Here is a 15,436-nt window from a genome sequence, read left to right as displayed (position 1 = left end):
AATAAAATCACTTAAGCGCTTATAAAGCGTTTTTTCCAATAAGCAATCTGACGCAACACTTCTGAAGGTGCTGTTCCACCAAAACTTTTCCGACTTTCAACGGATTTCTCAACTGTCAAAATATCAAAAATGGTTGCATTGATATCCGGATGTATCATTTGAAATTCAATTAATGGTAATTCATTAAGAGTGCACTGTTTTTTTTCCGCTAGTGCCACAATACACCCCGTAATATGATGTGCTTCACGAAAAGGAAGCCCTAATTCACGGACAAGCCAATCGGCTAAATCAGTTGCTGTTGCATATCCAAAGTTAGCTGCTTTTTTCATGGCTTCTTTATTAACTTCAAGATCACCAATAATTCCTTTCATTGCTGCTATTGATAATTCCAAACTTAAAGCTGCATCAAACACATATTCTTTATCTTCCTGCATATCTTTTGAATAGGCAAGGGGTAAACCCTTCATCACTGTTAAAAGCCCAATCAAAGCAGCATTTAACCGTCCTGTTTTGGCTCGTATAAGCTCTGCAGCATCGGGATTTTTCTTTTGTGGCATAATAGATGAACCCGTTGAAAAAGCATCCGACAAGCGAATAAAATGAAATTGGTCGCTTGACCAAAGAACGATTTCTTCCGCTAAACGTGAGAGATGCATGGCACAAAGAGTTCCAACGCTTAAAAATTCTAATGCAAAATCACGATCAGAAACACTATCAATCGAATTGCGTGTTGGCTCACGAAAACCCAGTGCTTTTGCTGTCATAAAACGATCAATCGGAAAACTTGTACCGGCTAAAGCAGCAGCTCCTAAGGGAGATTCATTCATTCGTTCAATTGCATCACGCATACGCGATAAATCTCGACTAAACATTTCAACGTAAGCCATCATATAGTGACCAAATGTGATTGGCTGTGCAGTTTGTAAATGTGTAAAACCTGGCATAAAAGTATAGACATGTTGTTCTGCTCGAATCAGCAATTGTTCTATCAATTCTTTTAACGCTTTTACCATTTTCTCCATTTCTTCTCGTATCCACAAACGAAGATCAACGGCGACTTGATCATTACGTGAACGTGCTATATGCAAACGTCCTGCAACAGGACCGATTAATTCATTCAGCCTTGCTTCAATATTCATATGAATATCTTCAAGTTTTCGTGAAAATTTGAATGTACCCATTTCAATTTCTTGACAAATTTTCTTTAGACCATGAGTAATTTTTTCACAATCGGATTGCGAAATGATCTTCGTTTGCGCTAACATTGCTACATGAGAAAGTGAACCTTCAATATCTTGTCGATAAAGTTTTTGATCAAAATCAATTGAGGCGTTAATTTCTTCCATAATTTCATCCGGTCCTGCTTTAAATCGGCCACCCCACATCTGGTTTTTTAATTTCTCATCTGTCATATTTTAAAAGCACCTATTAAAAGGAAAAAAATTATGATCTCTCAAATTTTTATCAGCCGAAAAAACAAGAATAAAAAAACACAATGCTTTCTTATGTTCTTTATCATAGCTTTAAGTTTATACTCAAAAATCGATCAAAATAGCAACAGAAGAGCATTTTTTCCAAATTTTATTTCAGAGGCAAAAGCTCAAGAAACAGATTTAAATAAAATACAGATGGAGAAAATAGGAGCAATCAAAAAAGCAGCAAAAGGCTTTTTTACACATATGCGGTTTTCTAATATTTTCTACGATATGAACGAATTTTCTTTTAAAGATATTGAAGGAAGAGATCATAAATTATCTGAATTTATAGGAAAACCGATACTCGTCAATTTATGGGCTATTTGGTGTGCACCTTGTCGTGCAGAAATGCCAGAATTAGCAAAATTAAAACGTGATATGGGAGGAAATAAGTTCGATGTTATAGCTATTAATATTGATAAAAATACTTCTTCTGAAAAAATTAAAAATTTTTTAAGCAATGCTCATGCTGATAATTTGGTTTATTATCGGGATAAAACGATGAATATTTTTCAGGATATTAGAAAAAAAGGACTCGCTTTAGGTTTACCTATCACATTTCTCATAAGTAAAAATGGTTATATTATTGCTTCGTTCAACGGAGCTGCTCCATGGGCTAATGATGATGCCAAAGCGCTTATAAAAGCTGTCATTGAAGAAAATTTGTAGCTGTATAATTCTTTAAGCGTAGTATGATTAAATCTATTACTGATAAATAAAGCAGAGTGATTCTTGCAATGAATAAAGGCATGCTTTATCTATAAAATTGTTTTATTTTGTAGATCTTTCATATTATTAAAACTTAACCAATCAATCTTGAATAAAAAAATATATTTTATTGGTAAAAGGCGTATTTGCTTACCTTGCATAACTTACATTTCAGCAAAAATCGCTTCTACAATAAAGGTTTTTCTAGAAGAGAAAATAATTTTGCTATAATAAATATTTTGTAGATGATAACAGTTTTATATCGTGGTAAATTTCAGATTTTTAGAGAACTATGATCAATACATTACCTAGAGTGATGTGATTTTTGTGTTTGTCTTTTGTTTTTAATCAATAATTGCTTTATTTATCTACGCGTTGTGAATTATCACGATAAAACATAATTGCTGCATTTATTTCTCCTCCTAAAATAAAAATCGCACTTAATATGTACAGAAAAATAATTGCAACCATAATAGAAGTTAATCCTGCGTAAGTAGAAGTATAATTGAACATTGTTAAATATTGTGCAAAAGCAATTGAGGTTAAAAACCAAACAAATATTGTTACTAAAATACCTGGTAAAATATCTATCAGTTTCCGCTGTCCTGCCGGCAACCATTTATGGACAATTAAAAGACTTGTAAAAAGAACAGCTATCGCAATTATATAACGCCATAAACGAATTATACTAATATATTCAGTGATGTGGGAAGGATAGTTTTGCGTAATTTTAATTAGTAAAGGTGCCAAAACCAATAAAAAGCTAATAGCGATAAGGCCTATTGTTCCAATAATTACAAAAAACAAATTTTGAAAACGACGAAAAAACAAACTACGTCGGTCAATAACACGGTAAGCTTTATTTAGCGCTATACGCAAAGCGCCCACACCGTTTGAAGCAAAATAAGCTGCTCCAATAACTGAAAGTGTTAATAAATCTCCCCGTTGTATGGTTAGAACAGTAATGATCTCTTTAGAAAGAGGTTCTGCGATTGCATCCGGTAACAACTGTACAAGTGCTTCAATTTTTTGCGGTGTATATGTAAATGCCCCGAGAAAACTAGCAAGAGATGTCCCAAAAATAAAAAAAGGAAAAAATGCTAAAAGTCCAGAAAGTGCAACATGACTCGCAAAAGCACTTCCATTATCACGCAAATAATGACTTACTGCATTGACAAAAATACGGTAGCTATACCAAAATGCTCTTTTTATCAAAATTTTAATACCCTTGGATAAGGTCTTTACAATTAGCATAGTTTTTTCATTAGGGATATATAAAAATAAAAAACAATCGCACAATAGATATTACAATGTTTACCAGAATGATTGTATAAAATGGAGAAAATATTTTACATTTCTATTTAAAACAGTCTTTTTGTTTTTACACTGCGGGGAATATATCAGAAATCAATAGGGAAAATTGATTTTAGAGTTTTTAAGGTTTTGCTCGATAAATTTATAGAAATATATGTTCGTAAACGAAGCTGGATTATTTAACAAATAACGAAATTGTGAAGGGATCTTTAAAGCGTTTATGCTGTCTAGACCATTTTCGTAAAAATATCATATAGCATTAGACTGATGGATTTTCTAATGTCCGCATGAATTATTTAGTCAAAAATTGAAGAATAAAGTCATTTGGATATTTATATTCCTACAGCCTTTTAGAAATTCCATTTTAAATTATTTTGTGATTGTTCACAAAATATAGAATTAAATATATTCATAATTCTTATTTTTTAAAAGGATTTTTAGTAAACGAAATTTTAAAATATTATACACTGTTTATAAGAAGAACCATTGCAATAAAGGATATTATTTAAAAAACACCTAGTTTTAAAGTTTTTTCATTTTGTTATCGTATTGTAAAAAAGCATGTGATAGGAAAAGTGATCATTATGGTAGATTCTTCAAGATCAAAAGAAAAATTAAAAAGTCATAAGGAACCTGTTGTTAAATCTGAAATTATAGCTCATGACTCAGAGCAAGAAACGCAACACTCAGTAGAGCCAATAATAACAAAGAAAAGCAGTGCTGAGAGCAAAAGTAGATGTGAATCTAGTGTTGCTTTGGCTTCTTTAGTGGTTTCAGGGATTATTGGTAGTTTTATCACCATAAGTCTTTGGGTAGGAATTCAAAAGGCAGGTTTTCTTCCTTCTTTTTTAATAGTTGATCGTTTTAAAGAAGAAAAAAATCTGCAGATTACTTTACACGAAAGAGAAAAAGCAGAAGAAATAAAAAGACAGTTGAATTATGTGCTGCAACAACTTGATATATTGAAAACAGATTTTTCTTCTTTTTCATCACAACATGTTAAGATTTTTCAAGAGGGTACAGCTTTTCAGGAAGAGAAAAGCAAAGCTTTTGCAATCTTAGAAGAAAAAGTAGATACTTTCGAAAAGCATGTACAAGCTTTGATTAGAATATCAGAAGATGTAAAGACAGCTTTGTTTGTTGGGAAAAGTAATAGAAACGATATTATCACCTTGAAACAACAGTTAGATAATATAAAAAAAGATATACTTGCTCAAAATAACGGTAAAGATGGGATAAATACTGCAATGTTTGTTGCAGTAAGTGCGTTAAAAAACGCTATAGATCGTGGTGGATCTTATGTGAGTGAATTGGAAACAGTGCGATATTTTGCACCTTCTGTTGCGGGATTTGATTTATTACAGAAAACAGCAAGTACCGGTCTTCCAAGTCCTGCAAAGCTTTCGGCTGATTTTGCTTATGTTGCAGATGAAATTGTTGGTACACAAAACAATGTTGTATCGAATGCTGATTTTTTAAATAAGGTTAGGACATGGATAAAAAGTCTTATTGTCTCACGTCCAATTGGATATGTCGAAGGGACAACAGTACCTGCAATTGTGGCACGGATGGAAGTTGCTATTCAAGCTGGAGATTACGGAAAAGCTTTGCTTGAGTGGCAAGCTTTACCTCAAAATGCTAAAGACGTTTCGGTAGATTTTATTGATCAACTTAAACAACACCTTGCTGTCCATCATGTTTTGCAGCAGTTGTTGATTGTTAGGCCAAAAGGATCTTCTGAAGCTGCAAAGATGTAAATAGGATTAAGAATGATACGTATTTTTATTTATGTTTTTGTTGTCTGTGTGATCGGCGCGATTTTTAGCTGGTGTGCTAATAATAATAGTTTTTTGGTTATAACATTTTTGCAGATGCGATTTACTGTCTCACTTCTTACGATTATTAGTGGGCTTGTTATACTGTTAGTGATATTAGTGTTTCTATGGAAGTTTTTTAGAATTATTTTTTCCCTTCCGAGAAATTTATACAGCTTTTTTTCTAGACGTTATCAAAAACAGAGTAGCAAAGCTCTTACACAGGGCCTGCTTGCAGCTTTCGCTGGTGATTATATCGCTGCTCAAAAAATGGAAGTGCGCGCATTAAGACGCCTTGTAAAAGATTATGAACCATTGATAAAACTTTTAAGAGCTCAAATCTTATCTTTACAAAAAAATTCTATGAACGCTATTGCTCTGTATGAAGAGATGAAAAGAGATGAACCAACAAAGCTTGCTGGACTTTATGGTTTGTTTCGTGAAGCCATGAATATGAAAGCTTATGATGTAGCGCAGCACTATGCAGAGGAAGCACTAACTTTATCACCAACGCTTGTATGGGCTCAACAGTTTGTCCTTGATCGATTAAGTGCTGAAGGGCAGTGGAATAAAGCACTTGATATTTTTCATCGAGCGCAAATAGCTTTACCACGCTCTGAGCATTGTACTGCAGAGCGTAAGTATATCCATGCCCTTCTATTAAGTGGCTTAGCGCTTCATCTTGTTGAAACTCACCTCGTAGAGGCACGTAAAGCTATTTTAAAGGCTCATAAATTGATGCCTGATTTTGTACCGATAACGGTGGTTATGGCAGACATCTTTTATAAATTAAAAGAAATTCGCAAAGCCGATAAAATAATTATTAAAGCTTGGAAGGAAAATCCTCATCCTGATTTTGGTGCACTTTACCTTAGGGTAGAAGAAAGCGCAGTTGGGCGTTTGAAAAGAGCTAAAACACTTGCTTCTTATAATAAAGATATATTTGAATCAGCTTTTATTGTGGCAAAAGCTGCTCTGGATGCAGGAGAATTGGAATTAGCAAAAGAGTATGCACAAAAAGCATTGACTTATCATCCACGTGAAAGTGTTTATTTATTGTTAGCAGATATTGAAGAAGCACAAGGTAACGATCGAGGGAGTCGTCAATGGTTGTCTTTAGCATTACGTGCAGAACGTGATCCCGCATGGGCTTGTGATGGTTCTTTTTTTTCTTCTTGGTCGGCAGTTTCTCCAATCAGTGGTCGATTGGGTCGCTTTGAATGGAAAGTACCTCCCCGCTGTTCGCCTATAACATTAGAAGTCGATAGCATGATGCTGAAAAAAGAAGACAAAAAAGATAACGTAGATGAAAAAGAAGCTGTTAAAAATAAATCCTTTGAAGAAAAACCATCAATAGGACGTGATTTTTTATTGAATTCGCAACTAAAAAAACAAAATAAAAAAAAAGGCGATCAGACAAACTTAAATGTTGAGAATTTAGAAAGCAAGGAGGCAAAAGAAGGGGCTTTTTTGCCAAAAGAGAAATTTCAGTTATTTTAGAGTGTGTTCTAAGTATTGTTGATAAAAATAAGCTTCTCTTAATTCTTTAAAAAATTAAATTAAATCTAATTACGAAAATGATTGGTTTAAATAATGTTTTTAGCAAAAGCATGTCTTGATAAAAAACAAAGAAAAAGTAAACTTAAAATTGCAGTGGTTTTGCATAGTCAATCTTCTCAGACTGGTTTTTTAGGGCAATTTTTACAAAGAAATGGTTTTGCTCTTGATTTTTATTATCCTATTTTAGGGCAAAAACTTCCCAAAACATTAAAACATCACGCTGGCGTTGTCATTTTAGGGGGGCCGATGAGTGTGAATGATAAGAATTTATATATTAATGAGGAAATTGATTGGATTTCATTATCTTTGAAAGACAATAAACCTTTTTTAGGGATTTGCCTTGGAGCACAGATGCTCGCAAAAAATTTGGGTGCATGTGTTGCTAAAAAAAATGATGAAAGTGTAGAAATTGGTTGGTATCCATTGGAAGGAACTTTGCAAGGAAAGGCACTTATGAATTGGCCAGAAATGGTTTATCATTTACATAATGAAGGTATCTACGATTTGCCTAAAGAAGCTGTTCTTTTGGCAACCGGTCGAACATATCCCATACAAGCTTTTCGTTATGGTAAAAATGCATGGGGTTTACAATTTCATCCTGAATTAACGCGTAAAATGATACAAAATTGGCTAGTACACTCATCTCAAGAATTGACTAAAAAAGGTGCTCAGTCTGCTTTTGCACATTTAAAAGGTTATTCACTTTATGGTCAAATTTTGTGCGAATGGTTTGACAATACATTACAACAAATTTTTGGTGTTCCAACTGCTTGTAATATTGGAATTAAGAACTTTATTGATTCTGAAAATTTTTCTTAAGAAGAAGAATTTTAATTTAGTAAGTTGTGTCGAACAATATAATATCAAAAAATCCAAAAGAGCATAAATCATTTTTTGGAGGAAAAGCGCGCAATGAGGAGTGAGCTTAGCAAGCTCTTTGTTATGACTTATTCCGCTATTAGCGTAGGTTGATATTAATCATTTTTAGCATGAGTAAAGTAATGCCAGTGATCCTCATTATTTATTTTGGTTCCTTTTTAAAAGCAGAAAACATCACATTTATCTTCTCGCACATAATCTGAGAGAAGATAAATAAGATTTCTAAAATTAGTTGTTAGTATTTTTAAGTTTGAAAAGCAGTATTTTTGAGTTGAGCAATCATGCTTGCTGTAAAAGTAAAGCGAGAAATATTTAGATCACCTTCAATCAAGGTATTAACGCGGTTGATAATATTGTGAATTTGATCTTCATCGGATTTTATCCAAGCTGCTAGAGGATCATTTTTTTCACTATAATTTTTTAAGATTTTTATAATAATTTGTCGCAAGCTTTCAGCAATATTTTCTTTAGCTTCACTTAAGGCCATACCATCGTAATAATCAAGAATAGGAACAGTCTGGCTTGCTTCATTAATGCGATTTATACGAATAATCTGGGCAAGTGAGAAATAGATTTTTGCGGTTTTCATAAGGTCGCTTTTACTTTGTTCTGCAATCAAGGAAATATCACAGATCATTGGAGAAATTTCTAAAAGAGCTAATTGTGTTGCTAAAGCTTTTGGTGCTCCTTCTTCATTGTATTGCGTCGCTTTTTCCTCAATTTTTTGACTGATATCTTGATCATTGACGTGCATAAGCTTTTTTTCAATCAGGCTACGAGCTGTTTTAATTGTTTGCACAAGTTCCTCTAATGGTACTGAGAGATCCATATTGCGCAAGCCCCAATTGGTTGCTTCAAAAAGCATTGAGGTGATTGCTGCATAGAATTTATTTTGATTCAACCCCGGTATTTTATTATCCAAATTATCAATTTCGTTAGAAAGCTGAGGAATTTCAAAACTATCTCGGATGACGATGAAAACGCGAATGATGTTTTCAGTTTTTTGGCCTGTTATATCTTGCAAGTGATTAACAAAAGTAGGTCCACCACGATTGACAATATCATTAGCAATGACCGTTGCAATAATATCACGACGTAGTTGATGTTCAATGATTTCCTTTTTAAAGTTTTGTTGAAGTTGGGTTGGAAAATAATTCAACAAGGTTGTATCGAAATAACGATTATCAACAATGGGATTTTTAGCAATTTCTTCTTGCAGAGTTAATTTAGCATAAGCGAAAATAACTGCGAGTTCTTGGCGTATAAGTCCTTGATTTTGGCTAATTCTTTGGCGCAAGATTTGTTCATTAGGGAGAATTTCAACTCTACGATCTAAAAGTTTTTTCTGTTCTAAATCATGCATAAAACGTATTTGATAAGGTAAATCAATAATACTTCGTTTTTCAGCTAAAGAAAGCGAAAGGGTTTGCAAATAGTTATTCCGCAAGACTAATTGTTCAACTTGTGGGGTCATTTTTTTCAACAATTCATTACGGGCTTCACGAGTAAGTTTTTTTGCACGTAGAGCTGAGGCAAGAACAATTTTGATATTCACTTCAAGATCAGAACAATTAACGCCTGCGGAATTATCAATGGCATCGGTATTGCATCGTCCGCCGTTTAAGACATATTCAATCCGACCGCGTTGCGTAAGACCGAGGTTAGCTCCTTCACCAATGACTTTGGCTCGCACTTGTTCACCAGTAATGCGGATAGCATCGTTGGTGCGATCGCCCACTTGAGTATCGGTTTCCGTTGTTGCGCGAATATAAGTTCCAATACCACCAAACCATAAAAGATCTACAGGAGCTTTTAAAATGGCCGTAATAATTTCAAAGGGCGTTCCTGTTTGTTTTTCAAAGCCAATAGCTTGTGCTGCTTCAGGAGAAAGAGTGATAGTTTTGGTTGTTCGTGAGAAAATACCACCACCTTTTGAGAGTTTTGTTTGGTCATAATCTTGCCAGCTTGAACGAGGAAGTTGGAAGAGGCGCATACGCTCCGCATAACTTTCTGCTATATTTGGTTCTGGATCGATAAAAATGTCGCGATGGTCAAAGGCAGCGACAAGCTTTGTTTTTTGAGAAAGTAACATCCCATTTCCAAAAACATCACCTGACATATCACCAACTCCAATGCAGGTAAAAGGTGTTGTTTGGATATCGTGATTAAATGATTCTCGAAAATGTCTTTTTACAGCTTCCCATACACCTTTAGCTGTAATACCAATAGCTTTATGGTCATATCCTGCTGATCCTCCGGAAGCAAAAGCATCATCAAGCCAAAAATTATTTGCTTGGCTAATAGCATTGGCTGTATCAGAAAAGGTTGCAGTACCTTTATCTGCAGCAACAACAAAATAAGGATCGTCACCATCATGACAAATTACATTTTGAGGTGGGTATATTTTACCATCGATTAGGTTATCAGTAATAGAAAGGAGTGCTGCAATATAGTTTGTGTAAGCTTGTCTTGCAGCTTCTGTTAAAATGGCACGATCATTAGTTTGAGGAAGGCGATGAGGAAAAAATCCACCTTTCGCACCTACAGGAACAATAACGGCGTTTTTAACTTGTTGAGCTTTAACGAGGTCTAATATTTCAGTACGATAATCCAGTGCACGGTCAGACCAACGAATACCACCACGGGCAATAGGACCAAAGCGTAGATGGACGCCTTCAACTTCAGGCCCATAAACAAAAATTTCTCGGTAAGGACGCGGTTCAGGTAAGCCTTCAATTTGGCGTGGATTTAATTTGGTTGCTATGATACGCTGTGGATTGCCATTAGGAAGAGGGGAATAGGCATTCGTCCGTAAGCTTGCAATAATAAGATTACGATAACGACGCAAAATAAGATCATCATCTAAACTTGGTACTTTCTGCAATTTTTCTTCAATACGTTGCTGAATGATTTGTTCATTTTTGAGTCGTTCTTTTTCTTTATGGCTTTGATGAAATTTCAAATGAAATAAAGTATAAAGATCTTGAGTGATATCAGGATAGGCATTTAAAGTTTGAGCAACGCGTTTCTGTGAATAAGGAATTCCAGTTTGTTGGAGATAGCGCCCATAATGACGCAAGATAACAATTTCGCGCCAATTGAGTTGAGCTGTTTGTGTTAAGGCATTAAAGGCGTCGTTGTCAGCATTTTGTTCCCAAACGGCTTCAAATGTTTCAGCATGTTTTTGTGCATTTTTGTCGAGATCAATACCGAGTTGGAAAGCGCTTTCTAATTGCATATCGTGAAGATATACAGAACACCCGTAGCCATCTGGAAGTTCCAATGTTTGTTCGGCAATAACACGAAAGCCCATATTTTCAAGAAGTGGTACACGTTTGGAAAGAGCAAGCGCTTCATTACGTTGAAAAAGTCTAAGAGAAATATTTTGTTTTTCTTTATTGTGGGAACGATAAAAAGTAACGAAAAGAGGTTTTTCATTATTAAGGCTTAAAATGTGGTCAGCATCTTTAATTGCATCTTCTGCTGAAAATAAGTCACGGTAGCTATTAGGAAATTGGCTGGCTAAAAGTATTTGTTGATCTGTTGCTTTATGAATAAGAGCTACGGTTTGAATACTATCTTCCCAATTTCGTGTTATAGAGCGAACATGATGTTCAAGTGTGGTTCGTTCAATTACAGGAGCACTATGACTTCCTTTGCGATGAATAATATAATGAACGCGGATAAGCGTACTTTCTAAGAAGAGCGGATAAGATTCAAAAAAATCACCTTTATAAGTTTCAATAAAGTATGTTCCAATTTTTTCGCGGATATTGCTACTATATTGGTTACGTGGTACATAGACAAAAATGGAAACAAAACGTCCAAAAGGATCAGTGTGAGCGAGTACTCTTAAGCGTGGACGTTCATCCAATTGCATGATAAGCTCAGCATTTTTTGTCAATGTATCAACATCAGAGCGAAACATCTCATCTCTTGGATAGGTTTCTAAGACACTCATCAGTGCTTTTCCAGAATAGTCAGCCTGATTATATCCAAGACGTTGAATAATGATCTCAGCTTTTTCTTTTAAAAAAGGAATTTGTAGAATAGAGTGTGTATAGGCAGAGGATGTAAACAACCCAACAATACGTAATTCTCCACATAGAGAGCCTTCTTTATCAAAAATCTTAATACCAATATAATCTAACCAAACAGGACGGTGAATTTTTGAGCGGCTATTGGCTTTTGTAACAATAAGTAGATTGTTGCTTTCCATAAAGGATAAGACTTCTTTAGGACGTTCTTCTACACCTGCATCACCAATAATGCGAATAGAAGCATCAGTAAGGATACCTAATTCAATACTACCGGTTTTAAAGGCTTTTTTTGGCTCTTTGCTTTCGGTAAAGTCATAGGTACGCATTCCAAGGAAAATGAAATTATTATCCATAAGCCATTCAAGAAATTCAATGGCTTTTACACCTTCATTTTGGTAGCTAGATGGAAGATTTGTTTGATAGGTATGAATATGCTTCTTGACTTCTTCAAGCATCGGTTTCCAGTCTTGTACAGCGGCATTGACTTGTTCAAGGACTAGGGTAAGCTCATCTTTAAGCTTTTTGGTTTGTTCTTGGTTTAATGCTTCAATGTGGATCTGCATCAAGCTAACGCGTTTTCCAGAGGTGCATTCAATAACAGGATGGGCGATCAGATAAATGTGATTTATTTGTTGTTTAAAGACATGCAAAACAGAATCAAGAAGAAAAGGTTTGTTATCATTAACCAATGTAATAGCGGTTATAGGTTTATCATTGCGCGTTAAGGTGTGTTCAAAGCAAATTGTGCTTTTACCTGTTTGGTGGGAATCAAATGCTTCAAGGGCTACATTTTTAGCTTTTTGAAGCTCATCCTCTTTATATAAAGCAATGTCTTCTTTATCTGTATGAGCAAAAAGGATTTGTTCGATTTTATTTTGAGTGCTCGTTATGTCTAATGCTATTTGTGTTGACACAATCATCCTCCCTTTATTTATTGTGGCAACCTTTTCTTTAAGTTAAGAACAGGTCCTTATTCAATTTTCTACACTGTAACATCTTCCTTTTTAAGTGAATAGTTATTTATTGCAGTTAATAATAAAATTATTATTCCACTTTGTAAAAAGTGTTTCGTAAAAATAGTTTTGTTGTTTTAAAAAAGTATATTATGAGGTTGATAAAAATATTTTCATTAATTTTATTTTGTGGGGTAAGAGCATATTTTTGAAGTTTACAGTGAAAGTAAATACATATGGCACATTTACCAGAAAAACTTTTAAAAGGTTATCAATCCTTTATAACGAATCATTTTACTAATAAAGTAGAACATTATTGGCAGTTAGCAAATGAAGGACAGAAACCTGAAACTTTGGTGATTGCATGCTGTGATTCCCGTGCGATACCAGAGGTTATTTTTGATTCGGATCCAGGTGAAATTTTTGTATTACGTAATATAGCCAATTTAGTTCCTCCTTTTTCTCCTGATCATCAATATCATGCAACATCAGCTGCTATTGAATTTGCGGTACAATTACTTGAAGTTAAGCATGTTGTTATTTTAGGTCATGCGCACTGTGGGGGAATTAGTGAGGTCCTTAATGAAACATGCAAATCCTTATCATCAGATGATTTTATTGGTCGATGGATAAGTCTTTTGGCTCCTGCTAGGGAAGCAGTAATCAATAATAATAAATTGATAACTCTCTTAGAAAAGCAGACTGCATTGGAACGTTTTTCTATTCGTTATTCATTAAAGAATTTGGAAACATTTCCGTGGTTAAAGGCACGTAAAGATCAAGGATTTTTGACAGTGCACGGTGCTTGGTTTGATATTGCAAACGGTGAGTTATGGAGTATGGAACAAGAAACGGGTGATTTTGTGCTTATTAAATAATGGCGCTCTTGCACAGACATAAGTGATTTTTATTTTAGGTTTCATCTAGAAAAGCACTGTGTGATATATCTTGACAAAGAAGGGTTTTTGTTGTTTGAAGAAAATAGTACTCAATAACAAGATTAATTTGGATCCACCGCCTGGGACCCCTATTGAGGTATAAAAAGATCCCAGAGGTCAACATCCGACAGCGCGTTGCGTCCTCGGGTGGCATGTTGGTTTGTTTGTTATGGAGCAGTGAGGTAAATAATGTTTGAATCTTTGCAAGCACGTCTTGGTTCCATTCTATCTAATTTGACGGGACGTGGCATTTTGTCAGATCAGGATATAACAACAGCACTGCGTGAAATTCGCCGTGCCCTGTTGGAGGCTGATGTTGCTTTAGATGTGGTTCGTTCTTTTACCGATAGAGTTCGTGAGAAAGCTGTTGGAACTGCAATCGTTAAATCAATTAAACCTGGTCAAATGGTTGTGAAGATTGTTCATGATGAACTAGTTCATATGCTTGGGGGTGAGGGTGTTTTAAGTGATCTCAATGCATCGGCACCGGTTGTTATTATGCTAGTTGGTTTGCAAGGATCAGGTAAAACGACCACTACAGCGAAACTTGCAAAGCGTTTAACAGATAAGTACAATAAAAAAGTCTTAATAGCGTCGTTGGATACACGTCGTCCTGCAGCGCAAGAGCAACTCCGTCAATTAGGAGAGCAGGTAAAAATTGCCAGTTTACCGATTATTCCTGATCAATCTGCTGTCGATATTTCTGCACGCGCGGTGCAGGCTGCTAAATTAGGGGGGTATGATGTTGTGCTTCTTGATACAGCAGGGCGTAACCATATCGATGAAGCACTTATGCTTGAATTAACAGAAATTAAAGCATCTTCACAACCCTATGAAATTATGTTGGTGGCTGATAGTCTTACCGGTCAAGATGCGGTTAATCTTGCACGTTCTTTTGATGAGCGTGTAGGAATTACAGGGATTATTTTAACACGTATGGAAAGTGATGGCCGCGGTGGTGCTGCTCTTTCAATGCGTGCAGTGACGGGTAAGCCGATTAAAGCAATCGGAACCGGTGAAAAAATGGATGCTTTAGAAGAGTTTCATCCCCGTCGTATTGCAGATCGTATTCTCGGTATGGGTGACATTGTTTCTTTGGTTGAAAAGGCTGCTGAAACAATTGATCGTGAAAAAGTAGCAGCTTTTGCGAAAAAAATGCAGGCTGGAAAATTTGATCTCAATGATTTGGCAGAACAGTTGCATAAAATGAAAAAACTTGGTGGAATGGGAAGTATTATGGGTATGATGCCAGGTTTGAGCAAGATGAAAGATCAAATTAAATCTGCAGGTCTTGATGATCGTCTTTTTAATCGGCAGTTAGCAATTATTTCATCGATGACCCGTACAGAGCGGGCCAATCCTGAGATTTTAAAACATAGCCGTAAACAGAGAATTGCTAAGGGATCGGGGACAAGTGCAGCAGATATTAATAAGCTTTTAAAAATGCACCGTCAAATGGCTGATATGATGAAAGCTATGCGAGGCAAAAATAAAGATAGTTTTATGGGGAAAATGCTGGGGGCCTTAGTTCCAAAATGGGATTTGGTGGTATGGCTCCTGGTTCTATACCTGATTTATCGGAATTTAATTCAATTCAATTATTAAAATTGCAAAAGCAGATTGAAAAGGGTCATTTAGGGGTGGTTTACCCGGACTTCCAGGGCATGAATTAAAGCTTCCTGGTCTTTTCAATGATCTTTCAGAAGCAAAGGAGAAAAATCCTCCTTTTTCTAAGAAGAAATAAAAAGAAAAGAA

8 protein-coding genes and 1 pseudogene are annotated in these 15,436 nt (G+C 35.2%); 6 read left to right on the top strand and 3 right to left on the bottom strand.

Annotation, left to right across the window (positions count from 1 at the left end; genetic code table 11):
- Window positions 1–11 precede the first annotated feature (11 nt).
- The gene (gene argH / locus BJB63x_RS05740) at window positions 12–1,412 is read right to left on the bottom strand and encodes an argininosuccinate lyase (protein WP_078719366.1); all 1,401 of its coding nucleotides are present in this window, start codon (window positions 1,410–1,412) and stop codon (window positions 12–14) included.
- Between the two features lie 33 nt (window positions 1,413–1,445).
- Here argH and BJB63x_RS05735 point away from each other — a divergent pair, with 33 nt between their 5' ends.
- On the top strand, window positions 1,446–2,144 hold the full coding sequence (locus BJB63x_RS05735; protein WP_078719365.1) for a TlpA disulfide reductase family protein: 699 nt from the start codon (window positions 1,446–1,448) through the stop codon (window positions 2,142–2,144).
- A 399-nt stretch (window positions 2,145–2,543) separates the two neighbouring features.
- On the opposite strand, the gene BJB63x_RS05730 is transcribed toward BJB63x_RS05735, so the two are convergent.
- The gene (locus BJB63x_RS05730) at window positions 2,544–3,398 is read right to left on the bottom strand and encodes a YihY/virulence factor BrkB family protein (RefSeq protein ID WP_078719579.1); all 855 of its coding nucleotides are present in this window, start codon (window positions 3,396–3,398) and stop codon (window positions 2,544–2,546) included.
- Between the two features lie 683 nt (window positions 3,399–4,081).
- Here BJB63x_RS05730 and BJB63x_RS05725 point away from each other — a divergent pair.
- The 3 genes from BJB63x_RS05725 (at window position 4,082) to BJB63x_RS05715 (ending at window position 7,690) form a co-directional block, all read left to right on the top strand.
- Complete coding sequence (locus tag BJB63x_RS05725; protein ID WP_078719364.1) at window positions 4,082–5,254, top strand: COG4223 family protein; 1,173 nt, start codon at window positions 4,082–4,084, stop codon at window positions 5,252–5,254.
- Between the two features lie 12 nt (window positions 5,255–5,266).
- The gene (locus BJB63x_RS05720; protein WP_078719363.1) at window positions 5,267–6,811 is read left to right on the top strand and encodes a heme biosynthesis protein HemY; all 1,545 of its coding nucleotides are present in this window, start codon (window positions 5,267–5,269) and stop codon (window positions 6,809–6,811) included.
- A gap of 93 nt (window positions 6,812–6,904) precedes the next feature.
- The gene (locus BJB63x_RS05715) at window positions 6,905–7,690 is read left to right on the top strand and encodes a glutamine amidotransferase (RefSeq protein WP_078719362.1); all 786 of its coding nucleotides are present in this window, start codon (window positions 6,905–6,907) and stop codon (window positions 7,688–7,690) included.
- 304 nt (window positions 7,691–7,994) lie between these two features.
- On the opposite strand, the gene BJB63x_RS05710 is transcribed toward BJB63x_RS05715, so the two are convergent.
- The gene (locus tag BJB63x_RS05710; protein WP_078719361.1) at window positions 7,995–12,710 is read right to left on the bottom strand and encodes an NAD-glutamate dehydrogenase; all 4,716 of its coding nucleotides are present in this window, start codon (window positions 12,708–12,710) and stop codon (window positions 7,995–7,997) included.
- Window positions 12,711–12,979: 269 nt separating this feature from the next.
- Between BJB63x_RS05710 and BJB63x_RS05705 the strand changes: the two genes are divergently transcribed.
- Both BJB63x_RS05705 and ffh read left to right on the top strand, forming a co-directional pair.
- Entirely contained in the window at window positions 12,980–13,621 is a 642-nt protein-coding gene (locus BJB63x_RS05705) for a carbonic anhydrase (protein ID WP_078719670.1), read from the top strand.
- A gap of 249 nt (window positions 13,622–13,870) precedes the next feature.
- Window positions 13,871–15,425: pseudogene (gene ffh / locus BJB63x_RS05700) on the top strand (signal recognition particle protein).
- Window positions 15,426–15,436: the final 11 nt, after the last annotated feature.

Origin of the sequence: Bartonella sp. JB63 (assembly GCF_002022665.1) — a bacterium.
Taxonomy (GTDB): Bacteria; Pseudomonadota; Alphaproteobacteria; order Rhizobiales; family Rhizobiaceae; genus Bartonella.
Note: the sequence above shows the minus strand (reverse complement) of the source record. Positions and strands in the feature narration are given on the sequence as shown.